The sequence below is a fragment of the Phycicoccus mangrovi genome (assembly GCF_018729305.1).
In the GTDB taxonomy this organism is placed as follows: Bacteria; Actinomycetota; Actinomycetes; order Actinomycetales; family Dermatophilaceae; genus Phycicoccus; species Phycicoccus jejuensis.
In genome coordinates, this window is the sequence record NZ_JAHHWP010000003.1 from 14,538 (window position 1) to 31,436 (window position 16,899).

General features: G+C 72.4%; 15 protein-coding genes. 5 read left to right on the top strand and 10 right to left on the bottom strand.

Going from position 1 to position 16,899, the window contains the following annotated elements; all coding sequences use genetic code 11:
• Window positions 1–4: 4 nt before the first annotated feature.
• From KMZ30_RS00970 to KMZ30_RS00985, 4 genes are read right to left on the bottom strand one after another with little or no spacing between them, the layout of a single operon-like run.
• Complete coding sequence (locus KMZ30_RS00970) at window positions 5–322, bottom strand: S24 family peptidase (protein ID WP_207023543.1); 318 nt, start codon at window positions 320–322, stop codon at window positions 5–7.
• On the bottom strand, window positions 319–1,179 hold the full coding sequence (locus KMZ30_RS00975; RefSeq protein ID WP_215510993.1) for an amino acid ABC transporter ATP-binding protein: 861 nt from the start codon (window positions 1,177–1,179) through the stop codon (window positions 319–321). The genes KMZ30_RS00970 and KMZ30_RS00975 overlap by 4 nt, the downstream gene beginning before the upstream one ends.
• Entirely contained in the window at window positions 1,179–2,093 is a 915-nt protein-coding gene (locus KMZ30_RS00980; RefSeq protein WP_215510994.1) for an amino acid ABC transporter permease, read from the bottom strand. The genes KMZ30_RS00975 and KMZ30_RS00980 overlap by 1 nt, the downstream gene beginning before the upstream one ends.
• A gap of 2 nt (window positions 2,094–2,095) precedes the next feature.
• Window positions 2,096–3,016, bottom strand: a complete 921-nt coding sequence (locus KMZ30_RS00985) for an ABC transporter substrate-binding protein (protein WP_215510995.1) — start codon at window positions 3,014–3,016, stop codon at window positions 2,096–2,098.
• A gap of 309 nt (window positions 3,017–3,325) precedes the next feature.
• Between KMZ30_RS00985 and KMZ30_RS00990 the strand changes: the two genes are divergently transcribed.
• A complete protein-coding gene (locus KMZ30_RS00990; RefSeq protein ID WP_215510996.1) occupies window positions 3,326–4,516 on the top strand; it encodes an NAD(P)-dependent malic enzyme in 1,191 nt (396 codons plus the stop codon).
• A 19-nt stretch (window positions 4,517–4,535) separates the two neighbouring features.
• Here the strand turns inward: KMZ30_RS00990 and rfbA are convergent, their stop codons facing one another.
• Window positions 4,536–5,414 (bottom strand): glucose-1-phosphate thymidylyltransferase RfbA, encoded by an 879-nt coding sequence (gene rfbA, locus KMZ30_RS00995; protein WP_215510997.1) that lies wholly within the window; start codon window positions 5,412–5,414, stop codon window positions 4,536–4,538.
• Between the two features lie 54 nt (window positions 5,415–5,468).
• Between rfbA and rfbB the strand changes: the two genes are divergently transcribed.
• Together rfbB and KMZ30_RS01005 are read left to right on the top strand one after the other, a co-directional pair.
• Window positions 5,469–6,494 (top strand): dTDP-glucose 4,6-dehydratase, encoded by a 1,026-nt coding sequence (gene rfbB / locus KMZ30_RS01000; RefSeq protein WP_215510998.1) that lies wholly within the window; start codon window positions 5,469–5,471, stop codon window positions 6,492–6,494.
• A 9-nt stretch (window positions 6,495–6,503) separates the two neighbouring features.
• The gene (locus tag KMZ30_RS01005; protein WP_215510999.1) at window positions 6,504–7,472 is read left to right on the top strand and encodes a zinc-binding dehydrogenase; all 969 of its coding nucleotides are present in this window, start codon (window positions 6,504–6,506) and stop codon (window positions 7,470–7,472) included.
• Window positions 7,473–7,604: 132 nt separating this feature from the next.
• Here the strand turns inward: KMZ30_RS01005 and KMZ30_RS01010 are convergent, their stop codons facing one another.
• From KMZ30_RS01010 to KMZ30_RS01030, 5 genes are all read right to left on the bottom strand, one after another.
• On the bottom strand, window positions 7,605–8,279 hold the full coding sequence (locus KMZ30_RS01010; RefSeq protein ID WP_215511233.1) for a GDSL-type esterase/lipase family protein: 675 nt from the start codon (window positions 8,277–8,279) through the stop codon (window positions 7,605–7,607).
• Between the two features lie 8 nt (window positions 8,280–8,287).
• Window positions 8,288–8,464, bottom strand: a complete 177-nt coding sequence (locus KMZ30_RS01015; protein ID WP_169742049.1) for a DUF6104 family protein — start codon at window positions 8,462–8,464, stop codon at window positions 8,288–8,290.
• A gap of 27 nt (window positions 8,465–8,491) precedes the next feature.
• A complete protein-coding gene (locus KMZ30_RS01020; RefSeq protein ID WP_215511000.1) occupies window positions 8,492–12,301 on the bottom strand; it encodes a multifunctional oxoglutarate decarboxylase/oxoglutarate dehydrogenase thiamine pyrophosphate-binding subunit/dihydrolipoyllysine-residue succinyltransferase subunit in 3,810 nt (1,269 codons plus the stop codon).
• Window positions 12,302–12,479: 178 nt separating this feature from the next.
• Complete coding sequence (locus KMZ30_RS01025) at window positions 12,480–13,286, bottom strand: ABC transporter permease (protein WP_215511001.1); 807 nt, start codon at window positions 13,284–13,286, stop codon at window positions 12,480–12,482.
• Window positions 13,283–14,287: an ABC transporter ATP-binding protein gene (locus KMZ30_RS01030; protein ID WP_215511002.1), complete on the bottom strand. Its 1,005-nt coding sequence runs from the start codon at window positions 14,285–14,287 to the stop codon at window positions 13,283–13,285. The genes KMZ30_RS01025 and KMZ30_RS01030 overlap by 4 nt, the downstream gene beginning before the upstream one ends.
• Before the next feature lie 164 nt (window positions 14,288–14,451).
• On the opposite strand from KMZ30_RS01030, the gene KMZ30_RS01035 reads away from it, so the two are divergent.
• Together KMZ30_RS01035 and KMZ30_RS01040 are read left to right on the top strand one after the other, a co-directional pair.
• Window positions 14,452–15,783, top strand: coding sequence for a hemolysin family protein (locus tag KMZ30_RS01035; RefSeq protein WP_215511003.1), 1,332 nt, complete (start codon window positions 14,452–14,454; stop codon window positions 15,781–15,783).
• On the top strand, window positions 15,780–16,808 hold the full coding sequence (locus KMZ30_RS01040) for a hemolysin family protein (protein ID WP_215511004.1): 1,029 nt from the start codon (window positions 15,780–15,782) through the stop codon (window positions 16,806–16,808). The genes KMZ30_RS01035 and KMZ30_RS01040 overlap by 4 nt, the downstream gene beginning before the upstream one ends.
• The last annotated feature ends 91 nt before the right edge of the window (window positions 16,809–16,899 follow it).

Consider the following 16,899-nt stretch of genomic DNA (forward strand, 5'->3'; position numbering starts at 1 on the left):
CAACCTACCCCAGCGGACGCCACACCAACCCGGCGACCACCGCGAGGACGTCGGCCTCGGCGAGGGAGCCGACGTCGAAGGACGTGACCCCCTCGGCCGGGTTGTCCGAGTCCACCCACCAGCGCTCGGGCGCGTCCGGGTCGCGCCCGGTCAGCCGCTTGACGGCGAGGGGTCGCGGGCGGCCCGCGGCGTCCGGTGGCAGGCGCACCACGTGGGCCCTTCCGGCGCGCGGGCGCAGCCCGCGGAGCACGAGCAGCACGTCGCCGTCGCGGTAGGTCGGGAGCATCGAGCGCCCGCGGACGCGGACGAGCGCCGGCCTCACGGCTCCTTCGGGGCGTCGTCGAGCGCCGCGACCCCGGCGCTCACCGCCTCGGTGACGGCCTGCGCGTGGGCCTGCTCCTCCTGGCGCATCCGGGAGAGGAAGGCGCGGGTGCGCCCGTGCTGCGGGTTCCCGATGACCTGGCTCGGGGGCCCCTCCTCGACGACGACGCCGCCGTCCATGAAGACGACCCGGTCCGCGACCTCGCGGGCGAAGCCCATCTCGTGGGTGACGACGATCATCGTCATCCCCTTCTGCGCGAGGTCGCGCATCACCTTGAGGACCTCGCCGACGAGCTCGGGGTCGAGGGCCGAGGTCGGCTCGTCGAAGAGCATGAGCTTGGGCTCCATCGCGAGGGCCCGGGCGATGGCCACGCGCTGCTGCTGCCCACCCGAGAGCTGGCTCGGGTAGGCGGCAGGCTTGTCCTGCAGGCCGACCTGCTCGAGCAGCTCGTGCGCCCGCGCCTCGGCGGTGCGTCGGTCCACGCCCTTGACCTGCACCGGCGCCTCGACGACGTTCTCGAGGACGGTCTTGTGCGGGAAGAGGTTGAAGCGCTGGAAGCACATCCCGATGTCGCGGCGCTGGGCCGCGATCCGCTTGTCGGTGAGGCGGTGGAGGGTCCCCCCGCGGTCGGCGTAGCCCATGAGGTCGCCGTCGACCCAGATCCGCCCGCCGTCGATGGTCTCGAGCTGGTTGATGCAGCGCAGGAAGGTCGTCTTGCCGGAGCCGGACGGACCGAGGAGGACGACGACCTCGCCGGTGCGCACGTCGAGGTCGATGCCCTTGAGCACCTCGTTGCCGTGGAAGGACTTGGTGACGTTGACGGCGTGGACGAGCGGGGCGTCCGACGTGGCGGGCATCAGTGGTCGGCTCCGATCTCGGTGAGCTTCTGCTTCGTGGCCTTCGGCGTCGGGCCGTAGCCGCGGCCGAAGTACCGCTCCAGCCAGGACTGCCCGACCATGAGGATGGTGCAGACGATGAGGTACCAGAGGGTCGCCGCCATGAGGCCGGGCATGATCTTGAAGGCGCGGGAGCCGAAGAACGTCGCCTGGTAGTAGAGCTCGATGGTGATGTTGGCCGCGATGAACAGCGAGGTGTCCTTGACCATCGCGATCGTCTCGTTGCCGGTCGGCGGCACGATGACGCGCATCGCCTGGGGGAGGACGATGCGGCGCATCGTCTGGCCGGGCGCCATCCCGAGGGCCTGCGCGGCCTCGGCCTGGCCGCGGTCGACCGAGAGGATGCCGGCGCGGGCGATCTCGGCCATGTAGGCGGCCTCCGAGAGGCCGAGCGCGATGCCGCCGATGAGGACGGTGCTCGACCACGCGCTGTAGTCGATCGTCGCGAAGTGGATGCTGGAGAACGGGATCCCGACGTCGAACTTGTTGAGGTAGAGGTACCCGAAGCCGACGGCGAAGAGCGAGAGCAGGACGTAGCGGGGGATGGCGCGGAAGAACCACGTGTAGACGAAGGACACGCCGCGCAGGACGGGGTTCTCGGACATCCGCATGATGGCCAGCACGACGCCGAGGATCACGCCGATCGCCATCGCGATGACCGTGCCGAGGATGGTCCCCATCCACAGGCCGTTGATCACCGACTTCTGCTGCATGATCTGGAACGTGTAGGCCCAGTCCCAGCGCTCGTTGGTGACGAACGAGTTGACGAGCATCGCGACGAGGACCCCGATGACGGCGACCGCGACCCAGCGTCCGGGGTGCCGGACCGGCCGGGCGTCGATCGCGCCCGGCCGGTCGGCGGTGGTGTCGGTCATGGTCAGCCGACGGAGGGGTTGACCGCGAAGTCGCTGATCGCGCCGCCCTCGGTCTTCCACTTGGCGAGGATCTCCTGGTAGGTGCCGTCGGCCTCGAGCTGCTTGAGCGCCTCGACGATGGCGGCGCCGAACTCGGTCTGGTCCTTCGGCAGGACGTAGCCGTAGGGGGCGGAGTCGTACTGCTCACCGAGGAGCTCGAGGGTGCCGCCGGTCGAGTCGACCGCCGCGATGGCCGGGGGCAGGTCGACGAGCATGGCGTCGGCCTTGCCGGACTGCACCATCGCGGTGACCTTGGCCTGGTCGCCGTCGACGAGGGCGTTGATGGCGGGCTTGCCGGCGTCGGTGCACGCCTTGTCGCGGGCGGGGAGGTCGGTGTCGGCCTGCACGGTGCCCTTCTGGACGGCGATGTTGAGGCCGCACGCGTTCGCGGGGTCGACCTTCTTCGGGTTCCCCTTCTGCGTGACCCACTGCGTGCCGGCCTTGAAGTAGCTGACCATCGTCGCCTGCTGCTCGCGCTCGGCGTTGACGGTGAAGCTCGAGACGCCGATGTCGTACTTGCCGCTCTGGACCCCGAGGATGATCGAGTCGAACGCCGAGGGCTGCCACTCGGTCTTGACGCCGAACTTCGCCATCACGGCGTCGAAGAGGTCGACGTCCATGCCGATGACCGTCTGGCCGTCGGAGTCCAGGTACTCGTTCGGCTGGTACGTGGCGTCGGTGCCGATGACGACCGTGCCGGCGCTCTTGATCTTCTCCGGGAGCTTGGCGGCCAGGGCCGGGTCCACGCTCGGCGCGGGGGCCGAGGAGCCGGCCGGGGCCGAGGTGGTGCTGCCGCCCGTCGAGAGCGAGTCGGAGCCACAGGCCGAGAGGGCGAGGGCGGTCGTGGCGAGAGCGGCGACGGCGATCGCACGGGTGCGGAGCATGCTGGTCCTTTCACGGGTGCCGGACCCCGGGTGGGCGCCCGACCGAGAGGGTGTGCAGGTGATCCTGCCACCGGAGCGTGCGACGTGCGTCACGCCCGGGTAACTATCCGGGCGTGTCCGCGGGGCCGCACCGCGACGTGCGTCACACGCCGAACCCTCGGCCGTCGGGGACCCCTGTGCCATGATGAGGGCCTTCCGGTGGACACCCCCGCCGCGCGACACCCGCAGACGCACCCATCCCTGCGGGCCGCAGCACCCCCCCGCACGCTGTCCGCTCGCGTGCCTCCCCTCCGTCTCCGAGGAGCCATCGTGTCCGCGTCCCCCGTCCTGCCGTCCTTCGACCCGGAGAGCCCGGTCTTCCGTGCTCACGAGGGCGGGAAGCTGGGGGTACACGCCACGCAGCCGCTCCGCGGGCGGGAGGACCTCTCGCTCCTCTACACCCCGGGCGTGGCCGAGGTCTCCCTCGCCATCGCCGCCGACCCGACGCTCTCGACGCGCTACACCGCCCGCGGCAACACGGTGGCCGTCATCAGCGACGGCACCGCCGTCCTCGGTCTCGGTGACATCGGCCCCCTCGGCGCGATGCCCGTGATGGAGGGAAAGGCGGTGCTGTTCAAGCACTTCGCCGGCATCGACGCCGTGCCCGTGGTCATGGAGACCGGGACCGTCGACGAGCTCGTCGAGGCGATCGCGCGCATCGCGCCGAGCTACGGCGGCATCAACCTCGAGGACATCTCGGCGCCGCGGTGCTTCGAGATCGAGGAGCAGCTCAAGGAGCGCCTCGACATCCCCGTGTTCCACGACGACCAGCACGGGACGGCGATCGTCGTGCTCGCCGGCCTGTACAACGCGGTGCGGGTGCTCGACCGCCGGCTCGAGGACCTGCGCGTCGTCGTGGCCGGGGCCGGCGCCGCCGGCGTGGCCGTCACGCGGCTCCTCCAGCGCGCCGGCGTCCGGGACGTCGTCGTGTGCGACTCGCGCGGGATCATCCACGCCGGGCGCCCGGACCTCTCCGAGCACAAGCAGCGGCTCGCGCTCTCGACCAACCCGCGCGGCCTCACCGGCTCGCTGGGAACGGCGCTCGAGGGAGCCGACTGCTACGTCGGCGTGTCCGGCGGCACCGTCCCCGAGGAGCAGGTGGCGGCGATGGCCGCGGACGCGATCGTCTTCGCGCTGGCCAACCCGACCCCCGAGGTGCACCCCGACGTCGCGCACCGGCACGCCGCGGTCGTGGCCACCGGGCGCTCGGACTTCCCGAACCAGATCAACAACGTCCTCGCCTTCCCCGGGATCTTCCGGGGCGCGCTCGACGCCGGGGCCACCCGGATCACCGAGGCGATGAAGCTCGCCGCGGCCCGGGCCATCGCCGACATGGTGCCCGAGCCGACGGCCGAGCAGATCGTGCCGTCGGTGTTCGAGCCCGGGGTGGCCGAGGCGGTCGCGGAGGCCGTGCGCCGGCTCGCGCCGACCCGGTCCGCCCGGGAGCGCGCGCGGGGCTGAGGCCGGCGCCGCGCCGGCGTCAGCGGTCGTCGCGGCCGCGGGCCAGGCAGCGGTGGAGGTAGTCGCCGTACCCGGACTTCACGAGGCGGTCGCCGAGCGCGGCGAGCTGGTCGTCGGTGATCCAGCCCGCCCGCCAGGCGATCTCCTCGACGCAGCCGATCTTGTAGCCCTGGCGCTCCTCGATGACGTGGACGTACTGGCTCGCGTCCATGAGGCCCTCGAAGGTGCCCGTGTCGAGCCAGGCGGTCCCGCGCGCGAGCGGGGTGACGGTCAGCCGCCCCTCGTCGAGGTAGGCACCGATGACGCCGGTGATCTCGAGCTCCCCGCGCGCGCTGGGCCGTAGCCGGCGGGCGATCTCGACGACGCCCGCGTCGAAGAAGTAGAGGCCGGGGATGACGTAGGAGCTCTTCGGGTGCTCGGGCTTCTCCTCGATGGACAGGACGGTCCCGTCCTCGGCGAACTCGACGACGCCGTAGGCCTCGGGGTTGCTCACGTGGTACGCGAAGATGTGGCCGCCGTCGACCCGGCTCAGCGACCGCAGCTCGGTCCCCAGCCCACCGCCGTGGAAGATGTTGTCCCCCAGCACGAGCGCCACCGAGTCCTCGCCGATGAAGTCCGCGCCGATGACGAAGGCCTGGGCGAGGCCGTCGGGCGTCGGCTGAGTCGCGTACGAGAGCTCGACGCCCCACTGCGACCCGTCGCCGAGCAGCCGCCGGAACTGGTCGGCCTCCTCCGGGGTCGTGATGACGAGCACCTCGCGGATCCCCGCCGACATGAGGGTCGAGAGCGGGTAGTAGACCATCGGCTTGTCGTAGACCGGCATGAGCTGCTTCGAGACGCCGAGGGTCACGGGATGCAGACGGCTACCGGTCCCACCGGCGAGGACGATGCCCTTCATGCGGCGAGCCTAGCCACGACCGGCCGCGCTCCCTCCGGGCAGTACCGTGTCGCCATGCGAGTGCTCGTCACCGGGGGAGCCGGGTTCATCGGCAGCAACTTCGTGCACCGCACGCTCGCGACGCGGCCGGGTACCGAGGTGACGGTGCTCGACGCCCTCACCTACGCCGGGTCGGAGGCCAGCCTCGCCGAGGTCCGCGATCGGGTGCGCCTCGTCGTCGGGGACGTCGCCGACGCCGCGGTCGTCGAGCCGCTCGTGGCCGAGGCCGACCTCGTCGTCCACTTCGCCGCGGAGTCGCACAACGACAACTCCCTCGCCGACCCGACGCCGTTCGTGCGCACCAACCTCGTCGGCACCTTCACCCTCCTCGAGGCCGCCCGGCGCCACGACGTCCGCTACCACCACGTCTCGACCGACGAGGTCTACGGCGACCTCGCGCTCGACGACCCCGCGCGATTCACCGAGGCGACGCCCTACGCGCCGAGCTCGCCCTACTCCGCGACCAAGGCCGGGTCGGACCATCTCGTCCGCGCGTGGGTGCGCTCGTTCGGCCTGCGCGCGACCATCTCGAACTGCTCCAACAACTACGGCCCGCGCCAGCACGTCGAGAAGTTCATCCCGCGGCAGGTCACGACCGTCATCGACGGCGGCCGGCCGAGGCTCTACGGGGACGGGCTCAACGTCCGCGACTGGATCCACGTCGACGACCACAACGACGCGGTCTGGCTCGTCGCCGAGCGCGGTCGCCTCGGGGAGACCTACCTCATCGGGGCCGACGGCGAGGTGTGCAACCGCGACGTCGTCCGTGCCGTCCTCGAGCTGATGGGCCGCGACCCCGACGACTACGACCACGTGACCGACCGGCCCGGGCACGACCGTCGCTACGCCATCGACGCGTCCCGGCTGCGGGAGGAGCTCGGGTGGCGGCCCCGGTACGGCAGCTTCCGTGACGGGCTCGCGGCGACCATCGCCTGGTACCGGGAGAACGAGGCGTGGTGGCGCCCGGCCAAGGAGGCGACCGAGGCGCGCTACGCCGCCGCCGGGGAGCGGATCGGCCCTCCGGCGGGGCGTGCTGGGTAGGGTCGGGGCATGCTCGCCGCCTTCGCGAAGTCCCAGTCCGCCGACGACCCGCTGAGCGGCCTCGAGGTCGGGGAGCGCCCCGACCCGCAGGCGCCCGAGGGCTGGACGACCGTCCGGCTGCGCACCGCCGCGCTCAACCACCACGACGTGTGGTCGCTGCGCGGCGTCGGGCTGCCGGCCGACCGGCTCCCGATGGTGCTCGGCTGCGACGGCGCCGGGGTGAGCGAGGACGGCGACGAGGTGCTCGTCCACGCCGTCGTCGCCTCGCCCGGGTGGACCGCCGACGAGACGCTCGACCCCCGCCGCAGCCTGCTGTCCGAGGTGCACGACGGCACGCTCGCCGAGGTCGTCGCGGTGCCGAGGCACAACCTCGTGCCGAAGCCGGCGGGGCTCTCGTGGGAGCACGCCGCCTGCCTGCCGACCGCGTGGCTGACCGCCTACCGGATGCTCTTCACCAACGCCGACGTGCAGCCCGGATCCACCGTGCTCGTCCAGGGCGCCGCCGGGGGAGTCGCGACCGCCCTCGTGCAGCTCGGGTCCGCGGCCGGCCTGCGCATGTGGGTCACCTCGCGCGACGCGGCCAAGGGCGAGCAGGCCGTCGCGCTCGGCGCCGACCGCGCCTTCGAGAACGGCGCGCGGCTGCCCGAGCGCGTCGACGCGGTGATGGAGACCGTCGGCGCCGCCACGTGGTCGCACAGCATCAACAGCCTGCGCCCGGGCGGCAGCGTCGTGATCTCCGGCGCCACGTCGGGGGACGCCCCGTCCAAGGCCGAGCTGACGAAGATCTTCTTCAAGCAGCTGCGGGTCGTCGGCTCGACGATGGGCACGCGGGACGAGCTCGAGCGCCTCGCCCGGTTCGTCGTCGACGCGGGCATCGAGCCGCTCGTGGACTCCGTCATGCCCCTGGCCGACGCCCGCGACGGCTTCGCCCGGATGGTCGAGGGCCGGGTCGCCGGCAAGGTCGTCTTCACCGTCTGACCTCCGGGAGGGGCGCGACGAACAACCGCGTCGTCACCGTGACGGCGCGGACGTTCGTCGTGGACGGGGATGCATCCGCGTCCCGGACCAGCGTCCCCGTCACGACCGTGACGCCGGGTATCGACCTGCCGCTCAGCCGATCTGGAGCCAGTCGTTCCAGCCGTTGTGCAGGACCAGCCAGGCGATGAGCCCGTAGCCGGCCTGCCCGGGGTGGTGCGGCACGCCGGACGCGGCGAGGTCGGTGCGCCACTGGTCGTGCCCGAGCAGCGGGGCGTAGCAGTCGACGAAGGGGACGCCCCGCCGGCCGCAGACGTCGGCCTGCGCGTCGACGAGGACCTCGAGCCGGGAGTTCAGCTCCTCGTCGTCCGTCGGGGGCGGGCTGACGACGAAGGTGCCGACGCCCGAGGACGCGGCGTCGTCGAGGAGGTTCGCGAGGTTGAGGCGGTGCCGTGCCAGCGAGACGCCCGAGAGGATGTCGTTGGTCCCGACCGAGAGCACGAGACGCTTCTCGGACCGGCCCCGCCAGCGCCGCGGCACCTCGGCGGCCCACCGCTCGAGCAGGTCGCCGGAGGTGTCCCCGCGCACGCCGAGGTTGTACGAGGTCAGCGTGAGGTCGGGGTGCTGGGTGCGCCCGACGACGCGGGTGACCCAGCCCTGGCCCTTGGGGTCGCCGACCCCGGCGACGAGGGAGGCGCCGAGGAAGACGAGCGCGAGGTCGCGTGGGCCGTCGGGGACGACCACCGCCTCCGCGCTCGGGCGGAACTCGATGGGGGACTGGCCCTCGGGGCCGCCCTGCTCGTCCGGCATCTGCTCGCTCACTCGTCCTCGTCGTCCAGTCGGGCCAGCCAGGTGGCCAGCCGCTCCACGGGCACCTCGAAGTCGGGGTTGAGGTCGACGAACGTCCTCAGCTGCTCCGCCAGCCAGTCGAGGGTGACCTCCTCGTCCCCCCGCCGCGCCTGGAGCTCCTCGATGCCGCGGTCGGTGAAGTACACGTCCTCGAGCCTACCGGCGGCCCCGCCTCACCGGTCGAAGGCGCGGGCGACGAGGTCGGCCTGCTCCGCCTGGTGCTGCTTCGTCGAGCCCGCCGCCGGCGACGCCGACCGCGGACGGGAGACCACCCGCAGGGGCCGCGTCTCGCCGTGCGCCGCGAGCTCCTCGGGCAGGTTGAGCGCCAGGAAGGGCCACGCGCCCATGTTCTGGGGCTCGTCCTGCACGACGACGACCTCGGCGTCCGGGTACTGCGCGAGCGCCTTGGTCAGCTCGGCGCCGGGGAGCGGGTAGTACTGCTCCATCCGCAGGATCGCCGTCGAGGTGTCGCCGCGCTTGGCCCGCTCCGCCTCGAGGTCGTAGACGACCTTGCCGGCCGCGAGGAGGACGCGGGTCACCGAGCCCTCGGTCGCGCCCGGACGGTCCGGGAGCACCGGCCGGAAGCCACCGGTCGTGAAGTCCTCGACCGAGCTCGCCGCCGCCTTGAGGCGCAGCATCGACTTCGGGGTGAAGACGATGAGCGGCTTGCGCGGCCGGGCGTAGGCCTGGCGGCGCAGCAGGTGGAAGTACGACGCGGGGGTCGAGGGGTAGGCGACGGTCATGTTGCCCTCGGCGCACATCGTGAGGAAGCGCTCGATGCGGCCGGAGGAGTGGTCCGGACCCTGGCCCTCGTAGCCGTGGGGGAGGAGCAGGACGACCGAGGAGCGCTGGCCCCACTTCTGCTCGGAGCTGCTGATGAACTCGTCGACGATCGTCTGCGCGCCGTTGAAGAAGTCGCCGAACTGCGCCTCCCAGAGGACGAGCGCGTCGGGCCGCTCGACGGAGTAGCCGTACTCGAAGCCCATCGCCGCGAACTCGGACAGGAGGCTGTCGTAGACCCAGAACTTCGCCTGGCCCTGGCCGAGGTAGAGCAGCGGCGTCCACTCGGACGCGTTCTCCTTGTCGATGAGCACCGCGTGCCGGCTGACGAACGTGCCGCGGCGGCTGTCCTGACCGGCGAGGCGGACCGGCGTGCCCTCGATGAGGAGGGAGCCGAAGGCGAGCAGCTCGCCGGTGCCCCAGTCGATGCCGCCCTCACGGGTGCTCTGGGTGCGCTTGTCGAGCATCTGGCGCAGCTTCGGGTGCACGGTGAAGCCGTCCGGAGGCGTCGCGAACGCGTCGCCGATGCGGTGCAGCAGCTCCGTGCTGATCGCCGTCTCGGTCGCCGAGTGCGACGTGCGGTCGGCGAAGGGGGCCTGCGCGGCCGGCGGCTCGAGGCCGGAGCCGGCGTCGGCCTTGCGACCGTCCCGGGCGTCCTTCTCCGCCGACTTCAGCGCCTCCTTGGTCTCGACGAAGACCCGCTCGAGCTGCTGCTGGTAGTCGCGCAGCGCGGCCTCGGCGTCCTCGACGGTGATGTCGCCACGGCCGATGAGCGCCTCGGTGTAGAGCTTGCGGACGCTGCGCTTGGCCTCGATGAGGTTGTACATGAGCGGCTGCGTCATCGACGGGTCGTCGCCCTCGTTGTGGCCACGGCGGCGGTAGCACACCATGTCGACGACGACGTCCTTGTGGAACTCCTTGCGGAACTCGTACGCGAGCTCGGCGACGCGCACGCACGCCTCCGGGTCGTCGCCGTTGACGTGGAAGATCGGCGCCTGGATCATCCGCGCGACGTCGGTCGAGTACGTCGAGGAGCGGCTGCTGCTCGGGGAGGTCGTGAAGCCGACCTGGTTGTTGATGACGACGTGCACGGTGCCGCCGGTGCGGTAGCCGCGCAGCTGGCTGAGGTTGAGCGTCTCGGCGACCACGCCCTGGCCGGCGAACGCGGCGTCGCCGTGCATGAGCACGGGCAGGACGGTGAAGTCCTCGCCGGCGAGGTCGAGGCGGTCCTGCTTGGCGCGGACGATGCCCTCGAGCACCGGGTTGACGGCCTCGAGGTGGCTCGGGTTGGCCGCGAGGTAGACCTTCGTCGTCGCGCCGGACTCGGCGGTGAACTCGCCCTCGGTGCCGAGGTGGTACTTCACGTCGCCGGAGCCCTGGACCGAGCGCGGGTCCTGCTTGCCCTCGAACTCGCGGAAGATCTGGCCGTAGGACTTGCCGGCGATGTTGGCGAGCACGTTGAGGCGGCCGCGGTGCGGCATCCCGATGCAGACCTCGTCGAGCTCGTCCTCGGCGGCCATCGACAGGACGCGGTCGAGCAGCGCGATGACGGACTCGCCGCCCTCGAGCGAGAAGCGCTTCTGCCCGACGAACTTCGTCTGGAGGAAGGTCTCGAAGGCCTCCGCGGCGTTGAGCCGGCGCAGGATGCGCAGCTGCTCCTCGCGGGTGGTCTTGGCGTAGCCGACCTCGACCTTGTCCTGGATCCAGCGGCGCTGCTCCGGGTCCTGGATGTGCATGTACTCGACACCGATGGTGCGGCAGTACGAGTCGCGCAGGACACCGAGGATCTTGCGCAGCTTGAGGAACGGCTGGCCGCCGAAGCCGCCGGTCGCGAAGTCGCGCTCGAGGTCCCACAGCGTGAGGCCGTGGTTGGTGATGTCGAGGTCGGGGTGACGACGCTGCTTGTACTCCAGCGGGTCGGTGTCGGCCATGAGGTGGCCGCGCACGCGGTAGGCGTGGATGAGCTCCTGGACGCGGGCGACCTTGTTGATGTCGTCGTCGTGCGCGGCCGAGACGTCGCGCACCCAGCGGACCGGCTCGTAGGGGATGCGCAGGCTCTCGAAGATCTCGTCGTAGAAGCCCTGCTCGCCGAGGAGCAGCGAGTGGACGATCCGCAGGAAGTCGCCGGACTGCGCGCCCTGGATGATCCGGTGGTCGTAGGTGCTCGTCAACGTGAGGATCTTGCTCACGGCGTTGCGGTTGAGCGTCTCGGCGCTCGCGCCCTGCCACTCGGCGGGGTAGTCCATCGCGCCGACGCCGATGATCGTGCCCTGGCCCTGCATGAGGCGGGGCACGGAGTGGACGGTGCCGATCGTGCCGGGGTTGGTCAGCGAGATCGAGGTGCCCTGGAAGTCCTCGACGGTCAGCTTGCCGCCGCGGGCCTTCTTGACGACGTCCTCGTAGGCGGTCCAGAAGTGCGCGAAGTCCATCGTCTCGGCGGCCTTGATGGACGGCACGAGGAGCTGGCGGGTGCCGTCGGGCTTCGCGATGTCGATCGCGAGGCCGAGGTTGACGTGCGCCGGCGTGATGAGGACCGGCTTGCCCTTCTCGTCGTGGCCGAAGCCGTTGTTCATCTCGGGCATGACGCCGAGCGCCTTGACGAGGGCGTAGCCGATGAGGTGGGTGAAGCTCACCTTGCCGCCGCGGCTGCGGGCGAGGTGGTTGTTGATGACGATGCGGTTGTCGACGAGGAGCTTGGCCGGCACGGCGCGCACCGAGGTGGCGGTCGGGACCTCGAGGGAGGCCTCCATGTTCGTGACGACGCGCGCGCTCGCGCCGCGGATCGGCTGGTGCGCGGACTCGGTGAGCGGCCCGGTCTGCTTCGGCGCCTGCGGCTCGCGCGGCATCGGGGCGGGCTTGGGCTCGGGGGCCTTCTCGTCGGCGGGCTCGGCCTTCGCCGGGGCGGGCGCCGGCGCGGCCTGCGGCTCCTTGGGGGCGGGCTTCGCCGCCGCCGGGGCGGGGGTCTCGGGCTGGGCGGCCTTCTCCTGCGGCCGGGGGGCGGCGCTGCCGTTGCCGGCGTGCGCGGACCCCCCGTTGGTGCGGCCCTTGGCGGCGTCGCCGGGCTGGTAGTCGGCGAAGAAGCCCCACCACGCCTTGTCGACGCTGTTCTTGTCCCGTTGGTACTGCTCGTACAGCTCGTCGACCAGCCACTCGTTGGGTCCGAAGGCGGTCAGGGGGTCGCTGGACGGGGACTGCTCGGCCACGGGCTATGCGCCTCTTTCTCGGCTGGTCGCGTGCGGGTCGCGGGTGTTCGTCCCAGCCTATTACGTGGCCGTTGCGCCCGTGTCGCCGCACGCCGAGCGGTGCCGAACGCGCGGCGACCGGTGGGGCCCGCCCACCGGTCGCCGCGTCACGTCACCGCCCGCCGCCGCGGGCCGCGGGTCAGGAGATGTCGGCCCGCGTCGTGCGCCAGACGCCGAACCCCGCGAGGACGACGGCGTAGGCCGCGAGGGTCAGCGCGCCGCCCCACCACTCCAGCGACGGCGCCGCGTTGGCGTTCTGCTGCGTGACGCCGCTGACGATCGCGTTCGTCGCCGCCTGTGGCAGGTACATCACGACGTGCTCGCGGCCCCACTCCCAGTAGGTGAGGGCGAAGGTGCCGAGCGGCTCGACGATCCACACGACGCCGATCGAGATGAGCAGCGCGGCGACCTGGTTCGGGATGAGGATGCCGATGCCGAGGCCGACGAGCGCCCACAGGCCGAGGACGAGCAGGCTGAGCGCCAGCGTCCGCACGACCTCGGTGCTCGGGAACGCGTCCGCTCCCCGCGAGGAGAGGACGATCGCCCCGGCGAGGACCGAGCCCACGAGCGACACGACCCCGTACAGGGCGCCGATCGCGAAGAGGGCCACGACCTTGGCGCCCATCGCCCGGGTGCGGACGGGCGTGCTGAGGAAGGTGCCGGTGATCGTCTTGTGCCGGTACTCGGCGCCGATCTGGAAGATGCCGATGACGAGCATGAGGGTCAGGCCCATCGTCAGGCCGCCGGTGTAGACGCTGTTGGCGATCTGCGTCGGGTCGCCCGTCGGCTGGCCCGCGGCGATGGCCTCGGGGTCCGGCGCGATCGTGTAGACGAAGCCGAGGATCGTGGAGAAGGCGGCGGCCGCGACGAACATCGCGATCGCCATGCCCCACCAGAGCCGGGTGGTGAAGAACTTGCGCAGCTCGCTGCGGACGGCGGCGGTCACAGGTCCGCCCCTTCCCGGCCGGACACGGCATCTCCTTCGGTGGGGGCGGCGCCGACCGGTCCGGCGGCGTCGCCGAGGTTGCGGTTGGTGCCCTCGGTCAGGCTGAAGTACAGGGTCTCGAGGTCGGCGCGCTGCGGTCGCAGCCCGTAGACCGGCAGGCCGGCGCGCAGCGCGACGTCGCCGACGAGGCGCAGGTCGGCGGTGTCGGCGAGGAGCGAGCCGTCGTCCTGCACGGTGCTCGTGACGTCGGCCACGCGCAGGGCGCCGGCGAGGGCCGCGGCGTCGGAGGTCTGGACCAGGGCGCCCGGGGAGCCCTCCAGGACGTCCATCGGGCCCGCCTGCACGAGGCGGCCGTTGGCGATGATGACGACGTCGTCGACGGTCTGGGCGACCTCCTGGAGGAGGTGGCTGGACACGAGGATGGTCTTGCCCTCGGACGCGAGGTGCTTGAGGAAGCCGCGCAGCCAGCGGATGCCCTCGGGGTCCAGGCCGTTGGCCGGCTCGTCGAGGACGAGCACCTGCGGGTCGCCGACGAGCGCGGCCGCGAGGCCGAGACGCTGGCGCATCCCCATGCTGTAGCCGCCGGCCCGCTTGCGGGCCGCCGCGGGGATGCCGGTCAGCTCGAGGAGCTCGTCGACGCGGCGGTCGGGGATGCCGCCCGCGGCGGCCAGCACCCGCAGGTGGTCGCGGCCGCTGCGGCCCGGGTGGAAGTTCGTCGCCTCCAGGGCGGCGCCGACGCTCTCGAGCGGGCGGGGCAGGTCGGCGTAGGGCCGGCCCCCGATCGTCGCGGTGCCGCTCGTCGGCCGGACGAGGCCGAGGAGCATCCGCAGCGTCGTCGTCTTGCCGGCGCCGTTCGGCCCGAGGAAGCCGGTGATCCGGCCGGGCTCGACGCCGAAGGTCAGGCCGTCGACGGCGACGAACTGGCCGAAGGTCTTGGTCAGGCCGCTGATCTCGATGCGACCGGCGTCGGCTCCCCCGGGCCGCCCGGTCGTGGTGGTCATGGTGTCCTCCGCGTGCTCATGCCACCGATCCTCGCAGCCTGCCGCTGGGGGAGGGTCAACCCCTCGGTGGACCCCGCGCTCCCCCCGGGGGATGAGCAGGGACCGGAACCCGCCCGGGGGCCCGTACGCTGTGGAGGCATGCACCCTCCCAGTCCTGATCACCGATGACCCCCTGGCTCCTGCTCCTCCTCGGTGTCGTCCTCACGGTCGGCACCGCCCTGTTCGTCGCGGCGGAGTTCTCGCTCGTGGCCCTCGACCGTCCGGCCGTCCAGCGCGCCGTCGACGCGGGTGAGCCCGGCGCCCGCTCCGTCCTCACCTCGCACCGCCAGCTGTCGACGCAGCTCTCGGCGTGCCAGGTCGGCATCACGCTGACCACCCTCGTCCTCGGCTTCATCGCGAGCCCCTCCGTCGGCGCCCTGCTCCAGGGGCCGCTCGAGGCGGCCGGCCTCTCGGTCGGCGTCGCCACCTCGGTCGGGGCCTCGCTCGCGATGGTCCTCGCCACCGGCTTCTCGATGATCGTCGGCGAGATGGTCCCCAAGACCCTCGCCGTGTCGCTCCCCATGGCCACCGCGAAGGTCTCCGCCGGGCCGGTCCGCTGGTTCGGCCTCGCCGCCAAGCCGCTCATCGCCGTCCTCAACGGTGTCGCCAACCGCACCCTGCGCGCGCTCGGCATCGAGCCGCAGGAGGAGCTCTCGGCCGCCCGCAGCCCCGCGGAGCTCGCCTCGCTCGTCCGCACCTCGGCCGAGGCCGGCACGCTGGACCTCGGCACCGCCCGCCTCGTCACCGCCTCCCTCGGGTTCGGCGACCAGAGCGCGGCCGACGTCATGACGCCGCGCTCGCGGGCGACGTCCATCGACCGCACCGCCTCGGCCGCCGACCTCGTCGCGCTCGCGCGGCACACCGGCCACTCTCGCTTCCCGGTGGTGGGGGCCGACTGGGACGACGTCGACGGCATCGTCCACGTGAAGAAGGCCATCGCCGTCCCGTTCGAGCGCCGGGCCGACGTCCCCGTGTCGGCGCTCATGACCGACGCCGTGTTCGTGCCCGAGACCCTCCGCCTGGACCCGCTGCTCGTCCGGCTGCGCGGCGGCGGGATGCAGCTCGCCGTCGTCGTCGACGAGTACGGCGGCACCTCCGGGGTCGTCACGCTCGAGGACCTCGTCGAGGAGATCGTCGGCGAGGTCAGCGACGAGCACGACCGTGGTCAGACGACGGGTCGCCGTCTGCCGGACGGCTCCTGGACGGTCCCGGGCCTGTGGCGCCCGGACGAGGTGCGCTCGCGCGTCGGTGTCGAGGTGCCCGAGGGGCCGGCCTACGAGACGGTCGGCGGCTTCGTCATGGCCGCCCTCGGCCGCGTCCCGCGGGTCGGTGACGAGGTGGTCGTCGACGGCTGGACGGCGCGCGTCGTCGACATGGAGGGCCACCGGGTCGACCGGGTCCGGCTGCTGCCGGTGCGGGCCGTCCCCGTCGTGCGCCCGACGGAGGTGGACGCGTGACCACGTTGCTCGTCACCGTCGTCCTGCTCGCCGCCAACGCCTTCTTCGTCGGCGCCGAGTTCGCCGCGATGTCCGCCCGCCGCAGCCAGCTGGAGCCGCTCGCCGAGGCGGGCAGCAAGGGCGCCAGGGTCGCGATGGAGGCGTTGCAGCGCACCGGGATCCTGCTCGCCACGTGTCAGCTCGGCATCACCGTCTGCTCGGTGCTCCTCGGAGCCGTCTCCGAGGCCGCGCTGCACCACGCGCTCGTCCCCGTCGCCGAGGGTCTCGGCCTCTCGACGGTCGTCGCCGACGTCGTCGCCCTGCTGCTCGCGCTCGCGGTCGTCGTCTTCCTGCACGTCGTCTACGGCGAGATGATCCCCAAGAACATCTCCATCGCGAAGCCCGAGCGGGCCGCCGTCGTCCTCGTGCCGCCGCTCGTGTGGGTGTCCAGGGTCGTGGCCCCGCTCATCCACGGGATGGACCGGCTCTCCAAGGCCGTCATCCGGCTCTTCGGCGTCGAGCCCAAGGACGAGCTCGCGTCGGCGTTCACCGCCGAGGAGGTCGCGCACATCCTCGACGAGTCCCGCGAGGAGGGCCTCGTCGGGGCGCAGGACTACGAACGTCTCGGCGCCGCACTGGAGTTCAGCGACATGAACGCCTCCGACGTCGGTGTCCCGATCGAGCAGCTCGTCACCGTGACCGCCGACGCCACGCCGGAGGACATCGAGCGGCTCGTCGCCCGTCACGGCTTCTCGCGCTACCCGGTCCTCGACCGCGCCGGCGAGGTCGACGGGTACCTGCACCTCAAGGACGTCCTGTACGCCGACGACTCGGAGCGCGGCGAGCCCGTGCCGACCAAGCGCATCCGCCGGATGGCCACCGTCCGCCGGGGTGACGAGGTCGAGTCCGTCCTGCAGACGATGCAGGACAGCGGCTCCCACCTCGCCCGCGTCGTCGCGGACGACGGGGTCGTCGTCGGGGTCGTCTTCCTCGAGGACGTCATCGAGGAGCTCGTCGGCGAGGTCTCGGACGCCTCCCAGCGCTGAGCGCCCCGTCGTGGGGGGGGGGGGGGGGGGGGGGGGGGGGGGGGGGGGCGGGGGGGCCGCCCCCGGGCGCCGGCGCGGCGCGGCGCGCACG